Here is a 25,684-nt window from a genome sequence, read left to right on the forward strand (position 1 = left end):
TGAAGAAAAGAAAAACTTCGTCTTTGAGACCGTTTTTTCCTCAGACGAGAAGCTTGAATTCATACGCAAGGCAAAAGATGCAGGGTTCTTCATACGATTTTTCTTTGTATGCACAGAAAAGCCGTCAATTAACGTTCTTCGTGTAACAAACCGTTTCCTCACAGGCGGCCACGAAGTCCCTATTTCTAAAATCGTGACCCGCTACTACAAGTCACTAGCGAATGCTGCCGTCGCAATCTCCATAGTAGACAGAGCTTACATCTACGACAATTCCGTCGACAATCAGTTGCCTAAGCTGATTTGCAGAATGGTTGACGGAGCCTTGTATAAGCAGTACGCCGAGATATTGCCCAATTGGGTTCAGGAACTGCTGTAATCAAGGCACTGTAACCCTAGGACATTCTTGTAATTTTAAAAGGCCGCACCATTGGAGGCGCGACCCTTGTTTGTAGTGATAGTTATGGTTTTTCCTTAAGAGTATTACGCTTGACCATTGTTGTTTCTGAATCTTTTTTATTCACCTTTAATTTTTTCATATTTTCATCAAACAAATCATCCTCAGGATTATGAATAAAATCATGATTTAAATACTTATCCATTAAAATGAATTTCTCATCACGAGGTTTATTCATCAAAGCTCTGTCAAACTCATCATCATGTTCGTAATCAAATAATGTTCCACTTTTCATTTGTGCCGATACAACATCTGCATTTGTTTTCCAACCATGAGAATGCATCAACACAAATATCAACCAAAAGAAAAACGGCGGAACAAAAGACCAAACACAAATCTTTGGACATGGATCAAAGATGAGAATGTACGTTACCGAAAAAAAGACATATGCCAAAATATATAAGATACACCTTTTCATATCAAATCACTCTTTTTCAACTATAATGTCACCAACATCAACCCTACCACCGCCAAGACCTTCCGCAAACTCTTCTGCAGCACGTTGTGTCGGGAATGAATTACAATCTCCTCCATTGTTACAATTTGCGAAGCTGTTGTTAAAATCTTCAATAAAAGCTTCATCATCGGCTTTTGAATACAAATCTGAAGCACCAAGCAAGGCATCAAAAGCATTTAAGCCGACGGCCATTGTCTTTCCAACAGCTGCTGATCCTTCAATAATAATTCTTTCCGTAACATGCTGAACTCCGGCTTCTCCTATTCCAATAGAAGCTCCACCAAGTCGATTTGTTCCCCCTGTAACAAATCCTTTTGTAGCGCCATATAAAGCAGTCGATCCTCCAACAAAAGCAGCTGCTGCCGTACCTGTTGTCAAAAGATATGCACCAACAATGGAAGCTGCAGCAACAGCAAAGTCTCTTATCACCCATCCGACAGTAGCTTCGCTATAGCTCATTGGACGAATCTCATAAGATCCCCCTCGTTGCCTTACCATATAATTGCCCTTATTGTCAACACTTGAAATCGGATTCACTCCATTCCCCGCATACAGATACGGACTAGCAAACTGACGAGCCGGATCCACACTCACCCACAATCCGAGCATGGGGTCGAGATATCTTGCGCCGAAGTAGTTCAGCTCGGTCTCGTCATCCTTCTCTTGGCGCAAAGCGCTATGTCCAGCGGCTCGGCAATGAAAATACACAAGTGTATTTTCGCAGCACTCGCCTTGCGGACATATTCCCGTAAAGTTCTCGGTGACCTTGTCACCTTTCTGTTCCAAATCTACCTGCTCGCCGAAGGGCGGACAGCACTTAGCAACTTGTTGCTTAGTGCGCATGGCCACCACGGTGGCGCGGTAGTCGTAGGCGGCCTTCACACTGCCAGCACCGACACCTGTGCCGTACACCAGCATGGTGGAGCCAAGGTGGTTTTTGAGGTAGAATTCGTCAGAATGCTAGTCTTCAACTCCATAGCGGCCGAGGCCATTGGGCATGTTGACGCCTCCAGCGTCCATATTGCCTATACTGCAAACTCGTGTGCTTTCCATCCTGAACTCCACCGGCATTCCCCTCCAATCATAGGAAATTTTCAGGGATTTGGACTTGCGCAGAGCGCAATTCACTGCGGATCGGCAATGAAAATACACAAATGTATTTTTCACTGCTCTCACCTTGTAAGAATTTGTCCTCGATGAGATTTTCCTCGGAATCGTAGACGAAGTTGTCCAGCTTTGCTAATTAACTTTAACACATTTGTGTAAATTGCAGTTAGGCATCACATTTTCATAGAGGATGTTTTTTACATCCGTGAGTAAAAATTTCATTTTTAAAAAAATCGTACATCAACAAGTCTGCATTCAACCAATCATCACCACGCGAAAAATATTCAAATCTCTTACCGACATTTTTACCGCCCTCAAAACGATTCTTGCCTCCCCAGTGAAAAAGGGTAAAATTTGGATTTCTAATTTCTTTTTGGTTATCCAATTCTAACATAAGTTCTTTTTCAATAGCTTGCAGTTTTTTTGACTGTTCTTGAGTCAAAAATTCCATTACTCCGCAACGATTAGACCATACTTTATTTTTAGAACGATTTCTTGTGTACAGAAATAATTCACAGTTATTATCCCCTGCTAGCAAAACCGTACAAAAACCCCTAAATGCATAAATCATTATTTCTTCATCAAGAGAAAAATCAACATTCACACGTTGTTCAAAAAACAAATTGAAAAAAATATTTTGAGCCAAATTATCAAAATATAATTGATGATAATAATCTCTTTCTACAGACTCTAATGATTCTTTTTTTTCATTATTTCCGAAAATTTTCACGTTACGTTGAGCCAACTCATCCTCTGATAGTTCTTCTTTTTCGCAGGAACTCAAAAATAAAGTTGCAATAATTAAAAATATAAGTCTATTTCGCATCGATCATTTTCCCAGAATATGGCTTTGCATCAAGATATCTTCCAGCAGGAATAGTCATTATGTGATACTGCGATGGAGAATTTGGATAAGCAAAATACAGGTGTCCAGACCTTAATTCTAAAGCCATCATTGAAGCGCGTTTTACGTTCGTAGGACCATTTGTCCAATCAACATCAGGACCTGACAACCCTTCGCTTTGGAACCAATGATCATTAGGTCCTTTGAGTGGACGAATCGTTCTCCAGCTATGTATGTGGATATAATCTCCGTTTCCAAATCCTGTTCTTACATAATCGTCTCCACCATATGCAATTCCATTTTGCCCATTTTGATTGTAGTAAAACCTTGTTTCTACACCATTATCAAAAGAATAACGAGCCACAGACGCAAGTGTCTCTTCAATTCCTGGACTACTCATAAAGTTACGTTCAGCAGATGCCAAGATATCTAATTCGGCTGGGCTTACTGTTCCCTGGTAATCAGTAGGTACAAATTGGCCTTCGGTACAACGCTCTCCGTCCTCATAATAGTTCCCATCCGGATCAAATCCATTTATAGGGTTGACAAAATTTCCGGCATACAGATACGGGCTTGCGAATTGTCTCTTGGGGTCCACACTCACCCACAATCCAAGCATTGGATCCAGATATCTTGCGCCGAAGTAGTTCAGCTCGGTTTCGTCGTCGCGTTCCTTGCCTGTAAACGTTTCCGTCACCTTATCGGCGGGTTCCATCAAGTCCACCTGCTCGCCAAATGGCGGACAGCAATTAGCAACTTGTTGCTTAAAAAAGGACAACGGATACATTTAAGGGGTGCACCAAAAAAATACTAATCAATATTCAACCCAATTATTTCTTTTCATTTTCCTTCCCATATCGAACTAATTCATAAAAAAATCTAGACATATTAAATAGAAAAACTAAAGAAGTTGTGTAAATACTAATTCCTTCAGCAATTCTGGAATCGTTCATACAAGCTCCTAAAAATGCTGGACCAAAAAAAGAAAAACAAAAAACGGGGCCTACTAGTATTTGTAAAAAAAAATGCCAAAACTTACGATTTTTAGTTTTATTCAACGCCGAAACATGTATTTGAAACACAACAGTAAAAGGAATACTTGCAATAAAATAAATCATTCGGCAAATTCCTTATTCCATTCTGACGTTGTACATTGGTCAAGAACGAATCCAGCAGCACCACCAACAGCACCACCGATAGCTTCCGCAGAGGAAGGAGCAACATAGCCCGCAGGAGCAGCTCCACCCAATAATTCTGTAGCACCAGCGCCCATCATTGCTCCGAACGCAGTTGTCACGAACCCTTTAGTAAAATCTTCAGCAACTTTATCTCCATCAAAACCTTCAAGTTTTTCTGACCCTAGAATTTCAGCAAATGCCGTTGAGCCACCACTAGTTAATCCTCCAACAAGACCACCTAAAAGTGTAGCCTTAAGAAGACCTCCATTGATACCCACAGCTCCGGCAGCAACATAGGCGCCATACGTAACCACGCCTACAATAGTTTCTGTCACGGGATTGTAATTCTCTCCACTAACTCGCCTATATTCAGCCTGAGCATCCCACGATGCAGCAACACCTGTCCCAACACCAACCAACAAACCAAAAGGATTAAAGGCTTTCCCATCATCATCCACCCCATTCACGGGATTCACTCCATTCCCCGCATACAAATACGGGCTTGCGAATTGTCGCTTGGGGTCCACGCTTGTCCACAATCCGAGCATAGGATCCAGGTATCTTGCGCCGAAGTAATTCAGCTCGGTCTCGTCGTCGCGTTCCTTGCCTGTAAACGTTTCCGTCACCTTATCGGCGGGTTCCATGAGGGAGACCTGCTCGCCGAATGCACGGTAATCGTAGGCGGCCTGCACACCACCCTTGTAGCCAGAAAAATAGGTGTCGTTGTAGGCGGAGGTTCCGTATACGAGCATAGTGCTTCCGAGATGATTCTTGAGAAACCATTCAAATTTTGCGCTGGGGATGTATCCCGCGAGTTGCATCTTGTCGACACCATAGAAGGGATCCGTGGCATCTTCCACGCCGTAGCGGCCAAGACCCTGCGGCATATTAACAACAACCTTTGTTTCGCTGGGAGTGCCGTTGTGGAAACTTTCGCGGACCTCGGTGCCGATGCCTGTGTAGTGGGTCACGAGTTCGCGTTCCCAGTCGGCGGCGTATGTTCGCTCGGATGTCGCGCCAGAGGATGTCTCGGAAATGCACGCCTTGCGCTCACGGGTCTTGGACACGCGCCTGCCGGAGCCGTCGTATGCCATCAGCACCCTGACACTGTCCCTGCTGCAACTATGCGTATTCTCAAGTACATTTCCTGATTTGCTTTCCATCCTGAACTCCACCGGCATTCCTCTCCAATCATAGGAAATTTTCAGATTTTTGGAACGGTCCTCGATGAGATTGCCCTCGGAATCGTAGACAAAGTTACCGGCAGCACTCATATCGCGGTTTGCAGCAGACATTCCGCCCATGCCACCGGAGACCTTCTCGAGACGGTTCGTGTTTGCATAGTAGCCGTACTCACCGCCGGTAGCGCCATCACCCCCGCGACCCTGGCCGCGGCGCTGGCTTACAATTCGGCCCTGTTCATCATACTTAAAGTATTCATTGAACATATCCTGTTCAGAATCCTCCACAGACGTGAGACGGTTCATGAAGTCGTACACGTACTTGCTACTACGTTTTTGTTCCCCATTAGCAGCAAGTTCATGAACCATGTAGCTGATGTTACCGTTGTACTGAGGAACGCAATTGTGGTTGCCACAGTCTTCATAGTAGAGTTCTTCTTCAAATAGCTTCTTCCCGTCAGCATTTTTCGCAGTGGCTGTTTTTACAGCACCCGAGATATGGTAGGTATAATCAATTGTAACATTGTTGCCAAGCCTTACGGTCTTAACATTTCCTGTAGGGTAATATGCATAGGACACAAGTTCCGTAGACAGAGATGCACCATTCTTGACGAAAATAGATGAAATTCTTCCCAGACGATCATAGACATACTGGTCCGAAACGGCACGATTCTTGGCATAAATGTTTAAGCCGTAAGGATACTTTTCTGATTTTTGCGATTTTATTCAGTTATGCAACGAAAAAGCCGAGATGAACATCTCGGTTTTAAAGTTTTTCTTTATTCAAGAAATTTATTCTAAAGAAGCGGCGCTGAACTAAAGGCGCTTCAGCACAGCCTGTGCGTGATGGTAGAAGCCTTCTTCCATTGCAACAGCGGCAATTGCCTTGGCGTTCTTCTTGATGGCCTTTTCGCTGTAGCGGATGATGGACATACGCTTCAGGAAGTCGTATACGCCGAGAGGGCTGAAGAAGCGGCCAGTGCCGTTAGTGGGCAGCACATGGTTGGGGCCGGCAAAGTAGTCGCCTACAGGTTCAGAAGACCAGTGACCGATAAACACGGCGCCGGCGTTTTCAATCTGGGCAGCCATGGATTCCGCTTCGTCGGTCATGACTTCCAGATGTTCCGGAGCAATCTTGTTTGCAATGGCAACGCCATCAAACCAGTCCTTTACCACCAGGATGCGGCCGAAGTTGTCCAGCACCTTCTGAAGCAGTTCCTTCTTGGGGCTGTTTTCAACCTGGACGTCTACGCAGGCAGAAATCATCTGGGCGGTTTCCATGTCGTCGGTAATGCAGATGGCGGCTTCGAAACCAGAACCATGTTCAGCCTGGGAAAGCAGGTCTGCTGCAACGAAGTCAGGATCGGCAGTCTTGTCGGCCATGACGAGAACTTCGGAGGGACCAGCCACCATGTCGATGTCTACGACACCGAAGACTTCCTTTTTGGCGACGGCGGCGAAAACGTTACCCGGGCCCACAATCTTGTCGACGCGTTCAACAATAGTCTTGCCCTTGGCATCCTTGGCACCGTAAGCCAACAGGCCGATAGCCTGTGCGCCACCGATGTGGTAGACTTCGGTAATGCCCAACTGCTGGAGCACGAAAGCCACGGCACGGTTGATTTCGCCCTTGATGGGAGTAACCACAACGATGTCCTGAACACCTGCAACGAGAGCGGGCACTGCGTTCATGATCACGGTGCTGGGGTAAATGCCAGCGCCACCGGGAACATAGAGGCCCACACGCTTCATGGGGCGGATGCGCTGACCAAGAACTACACCGTCCTTACCTTCCATGAGCCAGGATTCTTCCATCTGGTTCTGGTGGAAGTCGCGGACGTTCTTGATTGCCTGCTTGAGAGCCTTCTGCAATTCAGCGGGGCACTTGGCGGCAAACTTTGCAATTTCCTTTTCGGAAACGCGGATGTTCTTGCCCTTGAGGCCGTCGAACTTCTGAGCGTATTCCACAGCCTTGGCGTAACCACCCTTCTTGATGTCAGCCAGGATATCTACAACCTTGTTATAAATCTCGCGGCTGGGAGCAACTTCGCGACCGCAGATGCGTTCAATTTCCTTAGAGCTAGGAGTAGCCTTAATTATTTGCATTTCTTAGTTTCCTTCAAAATCTTGTAGCACAGACCGTCCATCAAGGCAAGCCAGCTGGCTTCGATGATGTTGGTGCTGACACCTGCCACATTCCAATGTTCCTTGTCGTCGCCGAAGGTAGTCCACACACGGACCAGAGCGTCGGAACCCACAGAAGAACCTAGAACGCGGACCTTAAAGTCGTCCAGGCGGACCTTGGCCATGTACGGGAAGAACGGCAGCAGAGCCTTACGCAATGCGGCATCCAGAGCGTTCACCGGACCGTCGCCTTCGCTTACCTGATGGCTGATCTTGTCGCCAATCTTAAGCTTTACAGAAGCCTGGGAAACAGAGAGTCCCTGAGGAGTCTTGTCTTCGGTGACGCGATAGTTCATGAATTCAAAAGGTTCAGTGAACATACCCAGCTGGCGGTAAACCAGCATCTTGAAACTTGCTTCGGCAGAATCGAAGTGCCAGCCGGCGTTTTCCTTTTCCTTGATAGCCAGCAGGAGCTTTGCCACCATGGGATCCTTCTTGTCAATGCCCGGCTTGATAGCCTTCAGCTTTTCTACAACCAGAGAACCGCCAGCCTGATCGCTGGTGACGAACACGCGGTCGTTGCCCACGGAATGCGGGTCCACATGTTCAAAGCTGCGGGAAACCTTCATGACGCCATCGATATGGGCACCGCCCTTATGAGCGAAAGCGGCCTCGCCCACATACGGAGCGCGAACGTCGCTTGGAATGTTCACGATCTGGTCGACGCTCAAGAACAGCTTGCGGAGTCCCGCCATCTTCTTGGCGGCAAAGAACTTTACACCCATCTTGAAGTTCAGGTCAGCCATGATGGTAGTGAGGTTGGCGTTACCGCAGCGTTCGCCGTAACCGTTAATGACACCCTGAATCATGGATGCGCCGGACTTCACGGCGTAGATGCTGTTAGCCACTGCCAGGCCGGAGTCGTTGTGAACATGGATGCCCAGAGGTACGTCTACATGTTCCTTGACGGCTTCAAAAATTTCTTCCAGTTCCCAAGGCATGGTACCGCCGTTGGTATCGCACAGAACGATAAAGTCCGCACCACCGAGGGCGGCAGCCTTCAAAGTTTCGATGGCATATTCAGGATTGGCCTTATAACCGTCGAAGAAATGTTCGGCGTCGTAAATAACTTCCTTGGAATGTTCCTTCAAGAATTCAATGGAAGACTGGATCATGTCCAGGTTTTCTTCCAGAGTAGTATGAATGACTTCTGTAACGTGAAGGTCCCAGCTCTTACCGAAGATGGTCTTTACTGGAGCTTCGGACTTCACCAATGCCTGGAGCAGCGGATCCTTTTCGGGAAGAATCTTCGGGCGACGAGTACTACCGAAAGCAGCGATCTTGGCGTGCTTCAGCTTCAGCTTCTTTACTTCGCGGAAGTATTCTTCGTCGGTGGGGTTGCTCGGGTTGGGCCAGCCGCCTTCAATGTAATCAATACCGAAAGAGTCAAGAATTCGAGTAATCTGGATTTTATCGGCCAGAGAGAGACTAATCTTGCGATCTTGATTGCCGTCGCGCAGCGTGGTGTCATAGATAAAGCATTTCATAAGTGCAGTAAATTTAGCAAAAAACTTTGTTTTTTTTCGATGTGTTCATACAATAAACAGTAAAGCAAGGTGTTTGCCTGATGTTTAAAAAAGAGATGCAGCGAATTTACTGCATCTCGTAATTTTTTTACCCGAAGGCCGATTCGTTGAAACTATCCCTGGGAGGTTTCTGCGAAGGTCAAGTTTTCGTAATTCTTGATAGCCAGATTCAGACGATATTCGTTGGGGAACAGACAAACTAAGTTGCGTTCCTTGTCCAGCATGCAGTCCATGGCATATTCTTCAGCGAACTTGTTCACGTCCTTTTCGGGGCCGGAGACCCAGCGGATACCGTGAGCGGGTACGCGATCCAAAGAAACGTCAGCGCCGTATTCACTCTGGAGACGGAACTTCAGCACGTCGAACTGCAGTTCACCCACCACACCGATCACCGGAATAGCGGACTTCATAGGTTCATAAAGCTGGGTAGCACCTTCTTCAGAAAGTTCAGCCAGGCCCTTGGCCATCTGCTTGGACTTCAGCGGGTTCAGGAGGGTGACGCGGGCAAAATGTTCCGGAGCGAAGTCAGGAATGCCGGTGTAGCTCATCTTTTCACCATCGGTCAGAGTATCGCCGATGCGGAACAGACCGGGATCGTTAATACCCACGATGTCGCCTGCCCAGGCATTGTCAATGACTTCCTTGTCCTTGGCCAGGAATGCGGTAGGAGCAGCCAGACGGATTTCTCGGCCGGTACGCACATGGAAAACCTTTTCGCCACGGGTAAAGCTACCGGAGCAGATACGCAGGAATGCGGTACGGTCACGGTGCTTGGGGTCCATGTTAGCCTGGATCTTAAACACAAATGCGCTAAAAGCATCTTCACCCGGATCCACAGGACGCTTGTCGGTATCGCGGATCATGGGAGGAGGAGCCAACTGAGCAAAGGCATTCAACAGCTGACGTACACCGAAGTTGTTCACGGCACTGCCAAAGAACACGGGGCACATCTCCCCCTTCAGGAACTTTTCGTGGTCAAACGGATCCATAGCGCCAGTGACCATTTCGTATTCTTCCTTGAACTGTTCCACCCAGTTCTCGCCGCACATTTCAACCAGGCGGGGATCATCGGGACCAGTCATCTGGATAAGCTGCTGCTCCCCTTCTTCCTTGTTAAAAGTATGGAAGGTATTGTCGGCGATGCAGTACACACCCTTGAAAAGCTTACCCACGCCAATGGGCAGAGTAAAGGGAGCCACCTTGATCTTCAGGACATTTTCGATTTCATCCAGCAGGTCCAGCACATGGCGACCATCAAGGTCCATCTTGTTGATGAAGGTGATAATCGGAGTGTGGCGCATGCGACACACGTTCATGAGGCGGATGGTCTGCTTTTCTACGCCGTTCACGCTATCGATAAGCACCAGGGCGGCGTCCACAGCGGTCAGGGCGCGGTAAGTATCTTCGCAGAAGTCCTGATGGCCCGGGGTATCGACCAGGTTGAACATGCAACCTTCGAAGGGGAAATTCAGAACGGAACTGGAAACAGAAATACCACGCTGCTGTTCGATCTTCATCCAGTCAGAAACCGTGTAGCTGCGGTTGGACTTGGCACGAACATGGCCTGCTTCACGGATTACGTTGCCGTACCACAGGAACTTTTCGGTAATGGTTGTCTTACCAGCGTCAGGATGGCTAACGATGGCGAAAGTGCGGCGTTTAGAAATTTCTTCGTTCATAAAAAGGCTCTAGGTTCAAGGCAAAAGGTTTGAAGCCAGGAACTCAAGAATTAGGGTTCATTTTTTTGCGGCGGTAAAGATAGAAAAAACAGCCGACACCTCGACTGTTCTCCTTAAATTTGACAGGGCTTTTAACTGTTTATTACATCTCGGTGTAAATCTGGTAGCTGTTACGACCTGACTTTTTCACATCATAAAGGGCCTTGTCTGCGCGATCAAATAGGGCCTGATAGTTCATATCCAGGTCGTTTGCAAAGGCCGCCCCTATCGAAATATTGATGACATTCAATTTTTCGTCGTTGCAGAAAGCTTCGTCGGAATTAGAAATCAGATGGCTGATGCACAAGGTCAAATCGGCCATGCTCTTCACGTTGGGCAAGAGCACCACGAATTCATCACCGCCGAAACGGCAGATGGTCACGGATTCAGACTTGTCAAAAGTCTTCTGCAAGATGTTTGCGAACAACTTAATGGCTCTATCCCCTTCCAGATGTCCATAAGAGTCATTCACCACCTTCATATGGTCCATATCCACCACCAGCATGGCTCCGGAATTGTGCTGAACCACCATGAACTTGTCAAAGGCGCGTTCCATGTACCTGCGGTTCCACAATCCAGTTAGCTGATCTGTGTAGGCGGAATGCTCACTCTTATTGATATTCACTTCATTACTGTACATGGTCTTCAGGTGCTTAACCATGGCCTTGTTAATAAAGAAGCCACTTACGAACATCACCACGAACTCGATGGTCATTCCGTCAATGTGGGTAACAAACCATTCGACGGCATCCGGATTAGCAAGGGCGCTGGCCTCGAATTCTGAAATCTGCCAGTTGCTGACCAACATCATCAAATAGCTGAGGATACTCATGGTGACGAAAGTCCTGCGCTTACAATACAGAAGGCTGGTCATGGGCACGAAGAAGTAGCTTAGCGAGATGTCCATGTGGCCAATACTCATGACGTAGATGGTCACCAAGGCACCTACCAGTCCAATGTACTTGATAATGGAACTTTCAGGTTTGAACTTATAAAGCACCGAATGGCCGATGGCGAAAACGAAAATCACCAAAAAAGACTGGAGACAGGCCCAATAAGTGACGCCAGGAAAGGCGGCAAAAAGAACGCCTAAGGCGATCGTCGGAGAAACAAGGCAGCAATACCAGAGGATGCGGCAAAAAATGCCATTCATCCTTTTTTCGTTGTTGTCTAGAAAATACGAGAAATGATTGTCATAATATTCGGAACCCATGGACAAGAATATAGATGATTACGTCGGGTTCAGAACATCTAACTATACAAAAACACCCCGAAAAACAGATATTTTTATTACAACCTGTATGGTCCAGCCACTACCTGTGGTGGTACGGGTGATTTTGCATCACCATCTGGGCCCGGTAGAGCTGTTCCGCAAAGATGATTCGGGCATGGTCGTGGGTAAAAGTCAGAGGAGACAGGCTCAACAGCATATCGGCGGTTTTCTTCAAATTCTCGTCTATACCGTATGCGGAACCGATTAGAAATACCACATTTCCCGGGAAGCGGTCACGGAGCGTGTCAGATAGTTTGACCGTGTCCATCAGCTTCCCCTCTTCAGAAAGAATGATCCGCTTGAAATCGCTCTTGGGGAATTTCTTCTCGAAAAGGGCAGCTTCCTGCGCCAGGGACTGGTTTCGGTCGTCCAGCTTCGATTCCTTGAGTTCCACGACTTCCAGAGGGATGGCTCCCCCACGGAGACGCTTGACGTACTTGTCGACTTCGTCGGCAACAAAAGGCGAACCTGCCTTACCAAAAACTGCGAGAACCCATTTCATGATAGTGATTAGTGGTTGGTGGTTAGTGATTAGTAAGAAGCAGGATTTGGGAAGTTTTTTCTATAGAGACGCGCTGGTGCGCGATATTTATACTGTCTACCAACCACTGTTTACTAACCACTCCTTTACATTGTTCGTTATCTTCCAACTGACAAGCGGTCGATCAGGAAGTTTGCCATTCCCTGCTTGCGCATGCGTTCCTGGGTCTTGGCGATGTCGTAATCCACGCGGATGATGCGCACGCACTTGGTTTCGGTATCCAGCAGGCACCAGCAGGAACGGGGATCGCGGTCACGAGGCTGCCCCACACTGCCGACGTTCACCAGCAGACGTTCCGTATTCTCGATGGTATATTCGTATTCATCCAGAATCTTGGGAATGGCCATGGGGCGGCTTGCCACGATAACCGGGCTATGGGTATGTCCCACAAAACAGTAGCGGCCAGAAAAATGATCGAAGGCGTCCAGAGCATCTTCCAGTTCTGTCACATAGACCCAGTCTGCAGGGCTCAGGGGCGATGCGTGAACGAAGCAAATATCGTTTTCTTCACGGATGTAGGTCAGGCTGCGCATGTATTCCACAGATTCCTTGGAAAGGTGGGTCTGGGTCCATTCGATAGCCTGCTTGGCGTAGGGGTTAAAGCCTTCGCTGGATTCGTGCTTGATGGCGACACTATCGTGATTACCGATAATGCAGATGTCCATATTTTCACGAGCCAGGGCTACACATTCATCGGGGTCTGCGCCGTACCCCACCAAATCACCAAGACAAACCTTCCGATCTACACCATTATCTTCCATGGACTGGAGCACAGCCTTGAAAGCTTCGGCGTTAGAATGGATATCAGAGCAAATTCCGTAAAGCATGAGCCTAATTTAAATAAAAAAGAAGAAATATGAGAGAATTAGGTGGCGAGAAAAGCAAAAATTAAGTTTTCTTTTCTACAAAGCTAAGGCCTTAAACGTCATACGCATTTAAAAATACGGCTCTATTTACTATTTTTGCGTCGTATGGAAATTGTTCAAGACAAGCTGAAGGTCAGCATTGCCTACACTTTAATGGAAAGGTCCGGGAAGATTCTGGAAGAAGTGCCGGCATCCCACCCCTTCGTGTACATTCATGGGTACAACAACATTATCCCCGGTCTGGAGAGTGCCTTGAATGGTCGCCGCGTTGGCGAGAAATTCACAATCGACATTGACGCGAATCTCGGCTACGGTCTTTTCCGCGATGACTTGATCCTGGAAGTCCCTAAGGACGAACTGAAAGAAATTGGTGAAATCTGGCTGGGCATGGAACTGGAAATGTATCAGGATGAAGACATCCGTGAGTTCCAGTTACCCGAAACGGCCGACGAATTTGTAGATGGACTGAACCTGGACAGCGACGACGATAACGAAGCTGACGGTATATACACCATCAAGGAAATCCGCAAGGAAACCGTAATCGTAGACGGCAACCACCCCTTTGCCGGTAAGGACCTGACCTTTGACGTGCAGGTCATTGCCGTAGAATCCCCCAGCTTTACCGAACTGGAATCAGGATTTCCCGATAAGGACGAATTTGACGAACAGGATGAGTTCGACGAATTCGGCGACGATCTTAACAACCCCGATAATTTCAACAGGAGATGGCGATAATGGCCAACATGGATGAACTGAAGAAAGCCGCAGGCGTACGCGCCGCTGACATGATCAAGGACGGCATGACCGTCGGTCTTGGCACTGGAAGCACCGCAGCCCACATGGTTAACCGCCTGGCAGAACGCATCAAGACCGAAGGTATCAAGGTGGTTGGCGTTTCTACTAGCTGGAGCACCACCCTGCAGTGCCGCGCTCTGGGCATCCCCCTGAAGGAAATGGGCGAAGTCTCTCACCTGGACATGGTCATTGACGGTGCCGACGAAATCGACGACAACCGCAACCTGATCAAGGGCCGCGGTGCAGCTCACCTGCTTGAAAAGATTGTGGCCTCCATGACCGACAACTACGTGATTATCGCAGACAGCGGCAAGAAGGTGAACCAGCTGGGTACCAAGTTCGCAGTTCCTCTGGAAATCATCCCGGGTGCAATCGCAGTCGTAACCGAACGCGTTGCCAAGCTGGGTGGCGAAGTCAAGGTCCGTATGGGCGCTCCCGGTAAGGACGGTCCGGTGATTAGCGATTCTGGCAACCTCATTGCCGACGCCAAGTTTGCTCCTATTGCTGATGCAGACAAGCTGGCTCGCGAACTGGAACACATCGTCGGTATCGTCGGTCACGGTCTGTTCGTCGACATGGCAACCAAGGTAATCCTCGCCGACGAAGAAAAGGGACTGATCGAATTCTAAGGAACGAGGTTCTAGGTATGAGGGCGCTCGCAAAGCTCGCTTTCAGGCATGAGGACGGAGCCTTCGGCTCCTTTGAGCTAGATAATCGCGCCGAAGGCGCCTTACTTTAGCTCACAGCTCATTACTCACAGCTCATCGCTCACAGTTCGTATCTCATAATTTGAGTCTGCGCCACTAGATCCTTCGCTCCGCTCAGGATGACAAACGCAGACAAATATCTCATAACTCGTATCTCGTAATTCGTAATTAAAAAAATCCCCCGCATTTCTGCGGAGGATTTTTTAATGCTTTGAGCCAAGCTAATTAAGCTTCGTCGTCAGCCAGTTCCGGAGCCTTCTTGATCACGTTGCGGCGGCCATAGCGAACCTTGGACGGATCGAAAGTGGTTTCAACCGGAGCAATATCAGCTTCGTTCACAACCGGTGCTGCAACAGCTGCGGGAGCTGCGGCGGGGGCTTCAACTGCGGGTGCTGCGGGAGCGGCCGGAGTTTCAACCGGGATGCGAGGAGCGAGGGGACGGCGTTCAGCAACAGGAGCTTCAGCGGCGACCGGTGCAGCAGCTTCGGGAGCGGCAGCTACGGGAGCGGCGGCTTCTGCGGCAGGAGCTGCAGCGGCGGCGTTGAATTCACGACGGGGACGTTCCGGGCGGCCTTCGCGACGGTCGCGGCGGTTGCCACGTTCGTTGCGTTCAGCGCGCTGTTCACGCTGTTCATTACGGGCAGCCGGCTGTGCAGCGTTGGCGGCCTTGTTTTCGCGATTTTCGCGGTTTTCCTTTGCAGGACGTTCCTTATTTTCCTTCTGGCGATTTTCCTTGTTGTTGCGTTCACCGCGCTGAGCCATTTCCTGAGCGTTAACGGGGCGGCGTGCGCCCGGCTTCAGGTTCATGTCGGGGGTGAGCTTCTTGAAAATCGGGGTACGAAGCATAGTAAGGAGCTTGTTAACCTTAGTCAGGATAACGATGCTCAAGATCACTGCAACGAGTGAGAGAGCGATTGCGATGTATTCCATTCGGGGCACCTCATAAATAAGGGTTGACCGCGACTACAGGCTGGAAGAACCCGCAGGCGGTGTGGCGTTGGGTTAATGTAATCCGTATTCGGATTTATGCTTAAAGCCATCTTACTAGCGCCTCCGGAGAGGCTTGACTGGCCATAAGGCTTCGGGCAAATTGGGCCGGCGAAGCATTTAAAGGGGTCTCCGCCGCAGCGGTAGACGAGTTTTTGCCACGAGGCCAAATATACAAAATATTCACAACGAATCCCCCGCACCGACCGACTAGAGGTGGCAGTTCAAGTTGGAATATCTGACTTTTTATATAAAAAATGCGGGCATAACCCGCTGTTTCCTTAATTTTCAGGCCGAAGGCCCCAAAGTTAGAGGTGCATATCCAGCTTTTGTAAAGATTTCTTCACGGAATCGCCGTAGGCGTTCAGGGAATCCAGGGTATGCTGAAGCGAATCTACAGAGTGCTGAAGACTGGCGTTATTCTGTTTCAGGCGTGTAATTTCGGCCTGTGCATCCTTATCGGCGCAGCCCATAAAAGAGAAAGCCATTAGAATAAAAATCAAAGACAAAAGGGAATAAAACTTCATGTTCCCAATAATAGAAATTAGAATGGATGGTAATTTCTATCTTGTGGAGCGTAATTTAAAATCCGGTACGCAATGATGAAAGAACAAGAACTTTTGATGCCTGTTGGAACCTGGGAAATGCTGGAAGCCGCCGTCAAGAACGGGGCCAACGCCGTGTATTTCGGGGTTCCCCACTGGAACGCTCGCGGCCGTACCGAAGACTTTTCTTTTGAAGATGTAAAGGCCATGATCGAGTATGCCCGAAGCCGAGGCGTCCGCAGTTTCATGGCCATGAACGTTCTTGTTTTCGAGCGTGAGCTGCAGGAGTTGCCGGAATTCCTGTCCCAGATTATCGCCTTGAAACCCGACGCCTTTATTATCCAGGACATTGGCCTCGCCCGCTTGATTCGCGCAATTTGCCCGGAACAGGAAATCCACGCCAGCACCCAGATGACCCTGGCCAGCGCCGAGGGCGTAAACCTGGTAAAATCCATCGGCTTTAACCGCGCCGTTTTGAGCCGCGAACTTTCGGCCAAGCAGATTGCCGCCGTCAAGAGCGGAACCGACCTTGAAATCGAAGTGTTCGTACACGGAGCCCTTTGCGTCTCCTATTCCGGCCAGTGCCTCACCAGTGAAAACTTCGGCGGAAGATCCGCAAACCGAGGCCAGTGCGCCCAAAGTTGCCGCCTCCCCTACCGCATTTTTGTAGACGGCAAGGAATTCACCGAAACCGACGCCCAGTATTTGTTCAGCACCCGCGATTTGTGCGCCCTCCCCAAGCTTGAGGAACTTGCCGAAATCGGCGTGGAATCCCTGAAGGTGGAAGGCCGTCTGAAGAGCCCGGAATACGTGGCTGCCGTAACGAGAGCCTATAGAAAGGCGTTGGACAACATTTCCGCAGCCACCAGCAAGCGGGGCGATCTCGGTCTGGAAAGTTCAGACTTGGAACCGCTGGAAGTCTTGTTCTCCCGCGGGTTGACTACCGGCTGGCTTGATGGCGACAACCACCAGGAACTGGTGAACGGAACCTTCAGCAATCATCACGGTCTTTATTTAGGTAAAGTCGTCAAGGTAGAGCGTTCATCTGTTTTTGTAACCGCCGAAAAGGAATGGCTCCCCCGCCCCGGCGACGGCATCCTCTTTGAAGATTACCGCTTTGACGTCTCCCTGGGAAGCCGCCTGTACGGAGCGCAGATTGTACATAACGCCCACAGCAAGCGTGGAGACGGCATGCGTGGCATGGGTCCGCTGCTGCGCCTGGACTTCGGCTACGATTTCGACACACGAAAGATCGGCCGCAACATGGACGTTTTCCGCAACGACTCCCCCACCCTGGAAAAGGAACTGCGCAAGACATTTACCGACCGAAATCAGGAAACCAAGCGTGCGGTGAACATGGAACTTTCCGGTGCGGTGGGCGAACCTCTGACCTTGAAAGTCTGGCTGGCGGCCCCCCCCCTGATGCAAGGGATGGATAAGGCCGCAGAAGTACAAAGCGAACAGATTTTGGAACAGGCGAAAAATGCAGTCGACCCTGCAGCTCTGGAAGCGCTGGCCCGCAAGGAACTTGGGGGCCTGTCGGCCACGCCCTATGAACTTGGAAGTCTGATGGTCCACGTGGCCGGCGCACCTTTCGTACCCGGAAAGGTGCTGCGCAACCTGCGACAGTCCGCAATTCAACAGCTGGGAGCCTCCTCCCTGCAGTGGAAGGAAATGAATATCAGCGCCGCAAACGGAAAAAAATTCCTGCAGACAATTTCTGCAAAGTTCGCCGTCGCCGCCAAGAAGTCCGCAGCTGCTCAAGATCCATCGGCTTCGCTCCGCTCCGCTCAGGATGACACGCAAAAAGAATTCGGCATCGTCCACAAAGTTGCAAAGCCCGTCATCTCCGTGCTGGTCCGCAACCCGGAACAGATTGCCGCCCTCAAGGGATTAGACATCGACAACGTCATCATGGATTTCGACTGGGGCGTCAAATATGACGAACCCCTCCAGCAGATTCGTGAACTTGGTTTTAAGGCTGGCATGGCCACCCTGCGAATCCACAAGCCCGGCGAAAATCATTACCTGAAAAAGATTCTGGAACTCTGCCCGGATTTCGCCCTTGTCCGCAATCTTGGTTCCCTGTCCATCCTCAAGGATAGCGGGATCCCTCTCGTAGGCGACTACAGCCTGAACGCCGCCAACTCCGCCAGCTACGAATGGCTTCTGGATCAGGGACTGCAGACAATCCACCCCTCCTGGGATCTAAACAGCACCCAGCTTTTCGACCTGCTGAAAAACATCGACGGCAGCCGCCTGGAACTGACCCTTCACCAGTACATGCCCGCCTTCCATTCGGAATATTGCGCTTTCGCCCGCAGCCTTACTACAGGCCGCCGCTTCCCGGAATGCGGAAAAATCTGCACCCAGCACAAGGTGGAAATCCTGGACCACAAGGGAGAACGCCACTTCCTGCAATCCGACGCAGAATGCCGCAACACCCTATTCGTAGGCCGTCCCCAGTCTGCGCTTAAATTGATGCCTCAACTCCGCACCTCCGGCGTAAACCATTTCCGCCTAGAAATGCTCAACGAAGATCCAGAAACTGTCCGACGCAAGGTGCTAATTTACACCCAGGCCATCCGCGGAAAAGTCTCCATCGAAGATGCCATCCGTGAAGCCGGCATTCAGGAAAAGTACGGCCTCAGCGAAGGCCAGCTCTTCAACGAAAGCACCTGGCAGAACCGCAAGAAATGCGATTAGGTCGACCCCCTATAGGGCCTTCATCATTACGGTCTTGTTGAATTCTTCGGGTGTAGTAAAAGTAGGCACTATGTCATGCAGGGCGCTGATGGCAGCCTTGTCGTCATTTTTCTTGGCCGCATTACGCAAGGTCCACAGCGCCACAATAAACTGATCCATGTCGATTTCGATCTGCTTTCCGATAAAGATCAGCTTGTTCTTTGTGCGCAGCAACCCCTCTTCGTTCATGAGGAGTTCTTCCTTGATCTTTTCGCCGGGGCGTAAACCGGTAAACTTGATTTCCACATCCTTGTAGGGCACCTTGCCGTACATGCGAATCAGGTTCTCGGCCAGGCTAACGATCTTGACCGGCTGGCCCATGTCCAGCACAAAGATTTCGCCACCCTTGGCAATGGAGGCCGCTTCCATCACCAGGCTCACCGCCTCGGGAATGGTCATAAAGTAGCGGATTATGTCGGGGTGGGTCACGGTCACGGGGCCGCCCTTTTCGATCTGGCGCTTAAACAGGGGGATCACGCTACCGTTGCTGCCCAGCACGTTTCCAAAACGGGTGGTCACGAACTCGGTCTTGCTGCCGGCCTGCTGGCTCAGGTACTGCACGATCATTTCGCAGCAGCGCTTGCTAGCCCCCATGACGTTGGTGGGGTTCACGGCCTTATCGGTACTGATCATCACGAACTTCTGTACATTGTTGAACAGGGCCAGGCAACCCATGTTAAAGGTACCCATCACGTTGTTCTTGATGGCTTCCATGGGGTTGTGTTCCATAAGGGGCACATGCTTGTGGGCGGCGGCATGGAACACCACGTCGGGCTTGTAGGTCTTGAAGATTTCGTTCATGCGGAAGTAGTCTCGCACACTGGCAATCAGGGTCACCAGGTTCAGTTCCTTGCCATATTCCATGACCAGTTCCTGCTGGATATCGTAGGCATTGTTTTCGTAAATGTCTATGATAATCACCTGCTTGGGATTGTACTTGGCAATCTGGCGTACCAGTTCGCTACCGATACTGCCACCGCCGCCACTAACCATGCAGACCTTGCCTTCGATAAAGTTGCGCACATCCTTGTTGTTGAACTTGATTGGTTCACGGCCCAGCAGGTCTTCTACCTTGATGTCGCGGATCTGGCCCACGTAATTGCCGGATTCCACAATATTGCCCAGGAAGGGGACCACCTTTACAGGCAGGTTGGTGTCGTTACAGATTTCCAAAATTTTCTGGCGGTCGGGGGCCGGGCAGCTGGGAATACAGAAAAGGATTTCTTCGATGCGTTCGAGCCTTGCGATTTTTGGGATTTCGCTGGTACCGCCGGCAACAAGAACCCCTTCAAAGGTCTTACCGATCTTATCACGGTCATCATCAATCAGGCAAACAGGATTGATCTTGCTGGCCGCATTGTCAGATGACATATCTTCCGAGGCCACCTTGAATTCACGGAGCAAAGCCAAAGAGGCGCTGCCGGCACCAATGATCATGGTGCGCTTGCGGTGGGCTTCGTCCATGCCGGTCTTAAGGAGCACCATAAAGGCATCCTTGAACAGGTAGCGGAAAGCGCAAATGCCAAAGGTCGCCACGATAAAGTGGAGGATCTGAAACTCAATGAATACTTTTTCGGTAGTCAGGTACAGCAAGAAGTAGCCCAGGAACATGCCCAAAAGGCAGCCATAGATACAGCTCAGGTAATCCTTCTTGCTAAAATAGCGCCACAGCTTATTGTAGGCCCCCATAAAAATCAGGGAACCAAAGCAGGTCAATACAGTCAATGCAAAAATGACAATGAGGTCGGGGCGTCCGATACGTTCTGCAAGCAAAGGGAGAGGAACATTCGCTACTAGCCCTGCAAAAACAACGATGCATGCATCCGCTACAGCCAACAAACGCTTTCGCAACCTGAAGTTGGCAAACAGTAGACGAATTTTATTTAGCATAAGCCACTCCCTTTTTATATACCCATGCTCCAGGATTCGTAAAATATAGAAACTACCACATGAGTGTGGTGCGCACATTTACTGCAGGGTCGCTTCCAAAGGTGTATTCCCCCATGAATCCAACATACACGCCCCTAAAATCAAGGGCGACGGTGCCATTGTAGTGCATTTTTGCACCATGTATAAAGTGCTTTTCTGCCCATTTGTAGGGGTCATCAATGCTGCTGCCGTAATCATCACCCTTCCAGAGCCACTGACTACGGTAACTCATAAATATACTGCGAGTCGTCGCAGACTTATCTAAAGTCATTCTACCATATATGGCCCAGTCGATACTCAAGCTATTTGGTCCATTGGGATTTCCTAGAGGCATTCCCAGGTGAGCCATCTGGGCCATAGCTGTATCATAATGACCATAGGTGTATGGTTCTACACGGGCAATTTCTGCGATAGTTCCGGCTTCAATCTTTTTTTCCTTAAGATAAAAGTCATGGGACACTTGCATACCCGCCATGGCAGCCCAACGGTTATTGCTGTACTTGTTTTCGTATACGGCCATGGGAGACTCCAGGTCATCCAAGAAGAATTCACCATAGATTCGAGCCGTATTGAATAGACGATAATTCAAATCCATAGATAGAGCGCCGTTATTCACTCGCTCGGTGTAATTGCCCTTTTCGATAAACAGGGGTACCACGGGAACAAAGAGCCAAGGTTTATTTTCGTTGTACAGGATTTGCAATTCGCTTATGCCAACCACCAAGTCGTTTTTGAACAAGTTAAGTTCGTAACGGTGTGCATACAGATTACGATCATTCAGGTTATCCTTGCTGTAACTCCAGCTGTTGACACGGAGGTCTGCGTAGGCGCTTAGTACATGGAGGGGACCAAACTTAAAATCCAGGGAAATCATGTTATAAGGGAGCGCAAACTGGTTTAAAGACAAATTATTGTAATAACCGGGCCCCCAGTGCATTACATCTCGGGCAAGTTCCAGCCTGGCAAAAGCATAGTTCAAACCAAGGTGGGCGCGATAACGGGAATAGCTAACGTAATCGGCTCCGCCGTCATTGCTATTTTCACTTTGAACATCAAAGACTTCCCCATCATAACTCTTGGGTTTACGTTTGGCGCCCTTATTGACTCCTGCACTGTGCGCTTCAGAATACATACGGGCATCAAGGTCAAAATCCAGGGAATCGGCAAAGCCTCGAATGTAAAGACCAGCATCAACACCAGGCCAAATAGTATCGTCTAGGGCTTCGCCTCCGCGAAAGTCAATTCCAAGTATAGGAGAAACGGCAACTGCATAAACGTGGGGACCGCCAACGAACACATCGCCGATAGTATCCGCAATGCTTGCCATGGCGCGGGCTTCCGTTTCATTGAAGTGTGTGCGGAAGGTGGTATCGCGGGCAGGGTATGCAAAGAACTGTCTACCCTCCCCTATGGTATGCCTATGGTATTCCAACAACATGGGCATATAATCCAGCCCACGAAGGTTACGGTTATGTTCGGTTCCGTGTACAGGAGATGCAGCAAAAGCGGTATTTGCCAACAAACCAAGCAAGGCAAAGGCTACAGCAACCGCACCCAAGAAAGCAAAAACGCCACGGGTCTCGGAATCATCCTTACTTTTTCTTGGAGTAATACCCATAGTATCCATAACCATAACCGTATCCATAACGGCCGGTTTCACGTTCGCAGTGGTTCATCACAAAGGCCTTTGGCTTTTCTCCAAAGCGATTCATCTTGGTCATCGCCTCGGAAATTTCATCCATGCTATGCTTTCCATAATGCAGAACAAACAGGCTGAAATCGGCAGCAGGGTAAATCAATTCGGCATCGGTCACCATGCTCATGGGTGGGGTATCCACAATAATTACATCGAATTGTTTGCGGGCCTCATCAAGCATGCTCCTAAAGTTTTCACCACGCAATAGTTCACTGGGCGACAGCTTCGTGTGTCCAGCAGAAATAACAAACAAGTTTTCAATATCAGAGGTTGCAACTGCAACTCCAAATTCACACAAACCTCCCAGCACTTCAGCCAGACCCATTTTACAACTGCTACGATGCACGCCTCGACGCATATCCGCATCAATCAGCAAAGTGCGCTTGCCAGACGTAGCGTGTAGTGCAGCCAAGTTAGAAGAAACAAAACTCTTACCTACACCAGGAATAAGACCAGACACCATGATTACAGGATGGGTCTGAGACGGAACCGTAAAATCCACAGAGGTAAGCAAACTGCGGAAGGCTTCGCTTGCCGGATCTTCAGGTTGAGAAACAACCAAGGGAACCAAATTGCGACGACGTGCCTTCATGACCTTACCACGACGTTCAGGAATCTTTGCGAAAACACTGATACTCGTAGCCTTTTCCACCTCAGTTGTACTACGGACGCCGTTGTGGAGCATACGCATAAGGAACACCAGCAACACCGCAACCATGAAGGATGCGGCAACGCAGCAGATAAGGATGTTCAACTTCTTGGGTTTGCTGGGGCGATCTTCCACCATGGCATAGTCCACCACGCGTACGTTACCCACTTCGCCGGCACGAACCACGCGAAGTTGCTGGATGTTGTTGAGCATGGTATTATAAATAGCATTGTTCACCTGCACATCTTCCTGCAGGCGCATCACTTCTTGCTGAGTCAAGGGCATCTTAGCTGCGCTAGCCTTCAACTTAGAAAGTTCGCCCTTCAACTTGTCCTGCTGCTTAGCAATGGTACGCACTGCCGGGTGTTCATCTTTGAACAAGCGAGTAGCTTCCTGATATTCCTGCTGCAGCTTCAGCAACTGCTTCTGCAAGTCCACTTCTTTCTGCAAATGAACCTGAGTTTCACCAGTCATGTCCACAGAACCAATCTTATGGCGGTAATCGGCCAGGATCTTTTCGGCGGTGTCCAACTTGGCCTTAACACCGGGTAACTGTTTTTCTAGGAATTCCAAAGTCTTTTCGGCTTCGGCACTACGCTTTTCTACATTGTGGCGCACATAGGTATTTGCAATGGCATTCAGGATTGTTGCGGAACGATCAGCATAGCGATGTTTAAGGGAAACGGCCAGAATACCGGTCTGCTTCCCCTTTTCGCTAACAGATAACTTTCGGGCTAGGCTACGAATGGCGGCCAGTGGCTTAAGTTGCTGTAGTACAAATTCCTGACCGACGGCTGCGCGAATCAGGCGCACACGCATCACCAACGTATCACCGGCATAGGGAGCGCGAACAGTTTCGCCGACTTCAGCTTCTACAAGTTTTGCCCCTTCGGGAGTAATGACGGCATAGGAATTAGCGCCCGTCACCGTGGCAGTCCAGCGGTCACGGCGGGCAATTTCTGGAATATCCAGTTCGTCGATGTCCATGCGACCTTCGCGATGGAGCAGGCGATCCATCTTGCCTACCGGAATGGCATTAAAGCGCAGATGCTCCTCTTCAACCACATAGGCAAGCACGCTACGGCTCTTAACCAGTTCGATTTCGGCGTCGGCGGGGCTAGTCATATCCAACAGGGCACCCATTTCGCCCATGGCTCGGGTAGCCTTGTTTCCGCGAATATCAATCTGCAGCATGGCGTCGCTTGTAAATTCGGGACGAATCCAGTTCATGACCAGACAGCCAATCAGTGCGCCAACAACCATAAAGGCTGCAATAAAAAACTTCTTAGACCAGAGAATACCAATGGCTTCTATCAATGTGATGGTATCCCCAGCCCTCTGGGGAAGCAGACCTGCCAAATTGATAGTCGCTTTCTGTTCGTTCGTTTCCATACAATACTCCTAGTGGTGCCAAATATAACATTTATGTAATATTTTGGAGAGGTGATACTAGTCACTAGCCAGTGATATACACAATTTGTATTTTAGAAAACAACCAAAAAACACTGCCCCCACCCCATCCTAACCCCACGGGGGCAAAATATGGAGATGTAACATGAAACTGTTTTCTCGTGCAATTGCAGAAGCAATCGGTACTTTCTGGCTGGTCTTGGGCGGCTGCGGCTCCGCAGTCCTCGCTTGCGGCGTCCCCACAACCGGCATCGGTTACGTTGGCGTTTCTCTCGCCTTCGGTCTTACCGTTCTGACCATGGCCTATGCCATTGGCCATATTTCCGGTTGCCACCTGAACCCTGCAGTTACCCTGGGCCTTGTCATGGGCGGCCGTTTCTCTGCCAAGGAAGCTCCGGCTTACATCGTCGCACAGATTTTGGGCGGTATCGTCGCAGCAGGTATCCTTCTGCTGGTGGCATGCCCCAACCTGACTAACGCAGGCATCGGTGCCTTCGCCACTAACGGCTGGTCCGATTCCCTGGTAAACGGCGTGAACGCCTTCGGTGGCAAGGCCACTGGCATGGGCACCGCATTTATCGTCGAAATGGTCCTCACAGGCATCTTCCTGTTCGTGATCATGGGCGCAACCGATAGCCGCGCTCCCGCAGGCTTCGCCCCCATCGCCATCGGCCTCTGCCTCACCCTGATCCACCTGATTTCTATCCCCGTAACCAACACCTCCGTGAACCCGGCCCGTTCCACTGCAATGGCCGTATTTGTTGGCGGTGCAGCTATCAAGCAGCTGTGGCTCTTCTGGGTAGCCCCCATTCTCGGCGGCTGCATCGGCGGTTTCGCCTACAAGATGCTGGGCAAGTCCAAGTAATCGTCAAACGTACTTGCCCGCTCTAAA

At 49.6% G+C, this 25,684-nt stretch carries 23 protein-coding genes; 5 read left to right on the forward strand and 18 right to left on the reverse strand.

Going from position 1 to position 25,684, the window contains the following annotated elements:
• A partial coding sequence (locus BUB94_RS14045; RefSeq protein WP_175549736.1) for a zeta toxin family protein occupies nt 1-376 on the forward strand: 376 nt, incomplete at its 5' end.
• 82 nt (nt 377-458) lie between these two features.
• Here BUB94_RS14045 and BUB94_RS14050 read toward each other — a convergent pair.
• From BUB94_RS14050 to BUB94_RS14105, 13 genes are all read right to left on the reverse strand, one after another.
• Nucleotides 459-737 (reverse strand): hypothetical protein, encoded by a 279-nt coding sequence (locus BUB94_RS14050; RefSeq protein WP_139259156.1) that lies wholly within the window; start codon nt 735-737, stop codon nt 459-461.
• Nucleotides 738-878: 141 nt separating this feature from the next.
• Complete coding sequence (locus BUB94_RS14055) at nt 879-1,829, reverse strand: RHS repeat-associated core domain-containing protein (RefSeq protein ID WP_073238158.1); 951 nt, start codon at nt 1,827-1,829, stop codon at nt 879-881.
• 42 nt (nt 1,830-1,871) lie between these two features.
• Nucleotides 1,872-2,039, reverse strand: coding sequence for a hypothetical protein (locus tag BUB94_RS16920; RefSeq protein WP_175549737.1), 168 nt, complete (start codon nt 2,037-2,039; stop codon nt 1,872-1,874).
• A gap of 160 nt (nt 2,040-2,199) precedes the next feature.
• A complete protein-coding gene (locus tag BUB94_RS14060) occupies nt 2,200-2,844 on the reverse strand; it encodes a hypothetical protein (RefSeq protein ID WP_073238161.1) in 645 nt (214 codons plus the stop codon).
• The gene (locus BUB94_RS14065) at nt 2,834-3,649 is read right to left on the reverse strand and encodes an RHS repeat-associated core domain-containing protein (RefSeq protein WP_073238164.1); all 816 of its coding nucleotides are present in this window, start codon (nt 3,647-3,649) and stop codon (nt 2,834-2,836) included. Before BUB94_RS14065 ends, BUB94_RS14060 begins: the two co-directional genes overlap by 11 nt.
• A 43-nt stretch (nt 3,650-3,692) precedes the next feature.
• A complete protein-coding gene (locus BUB94_RS14070; protein ID WP_073160973.1) occupies nt 3,693-3,980 on the reverse strand; it encodes a hypothetical protein in 288 nt (95 codons plus the stop codon).
• Nucleotides 3,977-5,800 (reverse strand): RHS repeat-associated core domain-containing protein, encoded by a 1,824-nt coding sequence (locus BUB94_RS14075; protein ID WP_073238167.1) that lies wholly within the window; start codon nt 5,798-5,800, stop codon nt 3,977-3,979. Before BUB94_RS14075 ends, BUB94_RS14070 begins: the two co-directional genes overlap by 4 nt.
• A 237-nt stretch (nt 5,801-6,037) precedes the next feature.
• The gene (gene hisD / locus BUB94_RS14080) at nt 6,038-7,327 is read right to left on the reverse strand and encodes a histidinol dehydrogenase (protein WP_073238170.1); all 1,290 of its coding nucleotides are present in this window, start codon (nt 7,325-7,327) and stop codon (nt 6,038-6,040) included.
• The gene (gene cimA / locus BUB94_RS14085) at nt 7,318-8,892 is read right to left on the reverse strand and encodes a citramalate synthase (RefSeq protein WP_073238173.1); all 1,575 of its coding nucleotides are present in this window, start codon (nt 8,890-8,892) and stop codon (nt 7,318-7,320) included. Before cimA ends, hisD begins: the two co-directional genes overlap by 10 nt.
• Nucleotides 8,893-9,044: 152 nt before the next feature.
• Nucleotides 9,045-10,610 (reverse strand): peptide chain release factor 3, encoded by a 1,566-nt coding sequence (locus BUB94_RS14090; protein WP_073160866.1) that lies wholly within the window; start codon nt 10,608-10,610, stop codon nt 9,045-9,047.
• A 142-nt stretch (nt 10,611-10,752) separates the two neighbouring features.
• Nucleotides 10,753-11,862 carry a GGDEF domain-containing protein gene (locus BUB94_RS14095; protein WP_073238176.1) on the reverse strand — a complete coding sequence of 370 codons (1,110 nt, stop codon included), beginning with the start codon at nt 11,860-11,862 and terminating at the stop codon, nt 10,753-10,755.
• A 100-nt stretch (nt 11,863-11,962) separates the two neighbouring features.
• Nucleotides 11,963-12,424: a 23S rRNA (pseudouridine(1915)-N(3))-methyltransferase RlmH gene (locus tag BUB94_RS14100; protein ID WP_073160870.1), complete on the reverse strand. Its 462-nt coding sequence runs from the start codon at nt 12,422-12,424 to the stop codon at nt 11,963-11,965.
• Between the two features lie 137 nt (nt 12,425-12,561).
• The gene (locus BUB94_RS14105; protein WP_073160872.1) at nt 12,562-13,290 is read right to left on the reverse strand and encodes a metallophosphoesterase family protein; all 729 of its coding nucleotides are present in this window, start codon (nt 13,288-13,290) and stop codon (nt 12,562-12,564) included.
• Nucleotides 13,291-13,434: 144 nt separating this feature from the next.
• Here BUB94_RS14105 and BUB94_RS14110 point away from each other — a divergent pair, with 144 nt between their 5' ends.
• A complete protein-coding gene (locus tag BUB94_RS14110) occupies nt 13,435-14,064 on the forward strand; it encodes an FKBP-type peptidyl-prolyl cis-trans isomerase (protein WP_073160874.1) in 630 nt (209 codons plus the stop codon).
• Nucleotides 14,064-14,753: a ribose-5-phosphate isomerase RpiA gene (gene rpiA / locus BUB94_RS14115; RefSeq protein WP_249269346.1), complete on the forward strand. Its 690-nt coding sequence runs from the start codon at nt 14,064-14,066 to the stop codon at nt 14,751-14,753. The genes BUB94_RS14110 and rpiA overlap by 1 nt, the downstream gene beginning before the upstream one ends.
• 303 nt (nt 14,754-15,056) lie before the next feature.
• Here rpiA and BUB94_RS14120 read toward each other — a convergent pair whose 3' ends face one another.
• Both BUB94_RS14120 and BUB94_RS14125 read right to left on the reverse strand, forming a co-directional pair.
• Nucleotides 15,057-15,761 carry a hypothetical protein gene (locus tag BUB94_RS14120; RefSeq protein WP_073238179.1) on the reverse strand — a complete coding sequence of 235 codons (705 nt, stop codon included), beginning with the start codon at nt 15,759-15,761 and terminating at the stop codon, nt 15,057-15,059.
• A 365-nt stretch (nt 15,762-16,126) separates the two neighbouring features.
• Nucleotides 16,127-16,306 carry a hypothetical protein gene (locus BUB94_RS14125; RefSeq protein ID WP_139258433.1) on the reverse strand — a complete coding sequence of 60 codons (180 nt, stop codon included), beginning with the start codon at nt 16,304-16,306 and terminating at the stop codon, nt 16,127-16,129.
• A gap of 111 nt (nt 16,307-16,417) precedes the next feature.
• On the opposite strand from BUB94_RS14125, the gene BUB94_RS14130 reads away from it, so the two are divergent.
• Nucleotides 16,418-19,069 (forward strand): U32 family peptidase, encoded by a 2,652-nt coding sequence (locus BUB94_RS14130; RefSeq protein ID WP_254793749.1) that lies wholly within the window; start codon nt 16,418-16,420, stop codon nt 19,067-19,069.
• A 9-nt stretch (nt 19,070-19,078) separates the two neighbouring features.
• On the opposite strand, the gene BUB94_RS14135 is transcribed toward BUB94_RS14130, so the two are convergent.
• Genes BUB94_RS14135 through BUB94_RS14145 form a run of 3 tightly spaced genes read right to left on the reverse strand, consistent with a single transcriptional unit; the run spans nt 19,079 to nt 24,774 of the window.
• The gene (locus BUB94_RS14135; protein ID WP_073238182.1) at nt 19,079-20,998 is read right to left on the reverse strand and encodes a polysaccharide biosynthesis protein; all 1,920 of its coding nucleotides are present in this window, start codon (nt 20,996-20,998) and stop codon (nt 19,079-19,081) included.
• 52 nt (nt 20,999-21,050) lie between these two features.
• A complete protein-coding gene (locus tag BUB94_RS14140) occupies nt 21,051-22,682 on the reverse strand; it encodes a hypothetical protein (RefSeq protein WP_254793750.1) in 1,632 nt (543 codons plus the stop codon).
• On the reverse strand, nt 22,630-24,774 hold the full coding sequence (locus tag BUB94_RS14145; protein ID WP_073238185.1) for a polysaccharide biosynthesis tyrosine autokinase: 2,145 nt from the start codon (nt 24,772-24,774) through the stop codon (nt 22,630-22,632). The genes BUB94_RS14140 and BUB94_RS14145 overlap by 53 nt, the downstream gene beginning before the upstream one ends.
• A 163-nt stretch (nt 24,775-24,937) precedes the next feature.
• Between BUB94_RS14145 and aqpZ the strand changes: the two genes are divergently transcribed.
• Nucleotides 24,938-25,657, forward strand: a complete 720-nt coding sequence (gene aqpZ / locus BUB94_RS14150; protein WP_073160886.1) for an aquaporin Z — start codon at nt 24,938-24,940, stop codon at nt 25,655-25,657.
• Nucleotides 25,658-25,684: the final 27 nt, after the last annotated feature.

Origin of the sequence: Fibrobacter sp. UWH9 (assembly GCF_900129715.1) — a bacterium.
In the GTDB taxonomy this organism is placed as follows: domain Bacteria; phylum Fibrobacterota; class Fibrobacteria; order Fibrobacterales; family Fibrobacteraceae; genus Fibrobacter.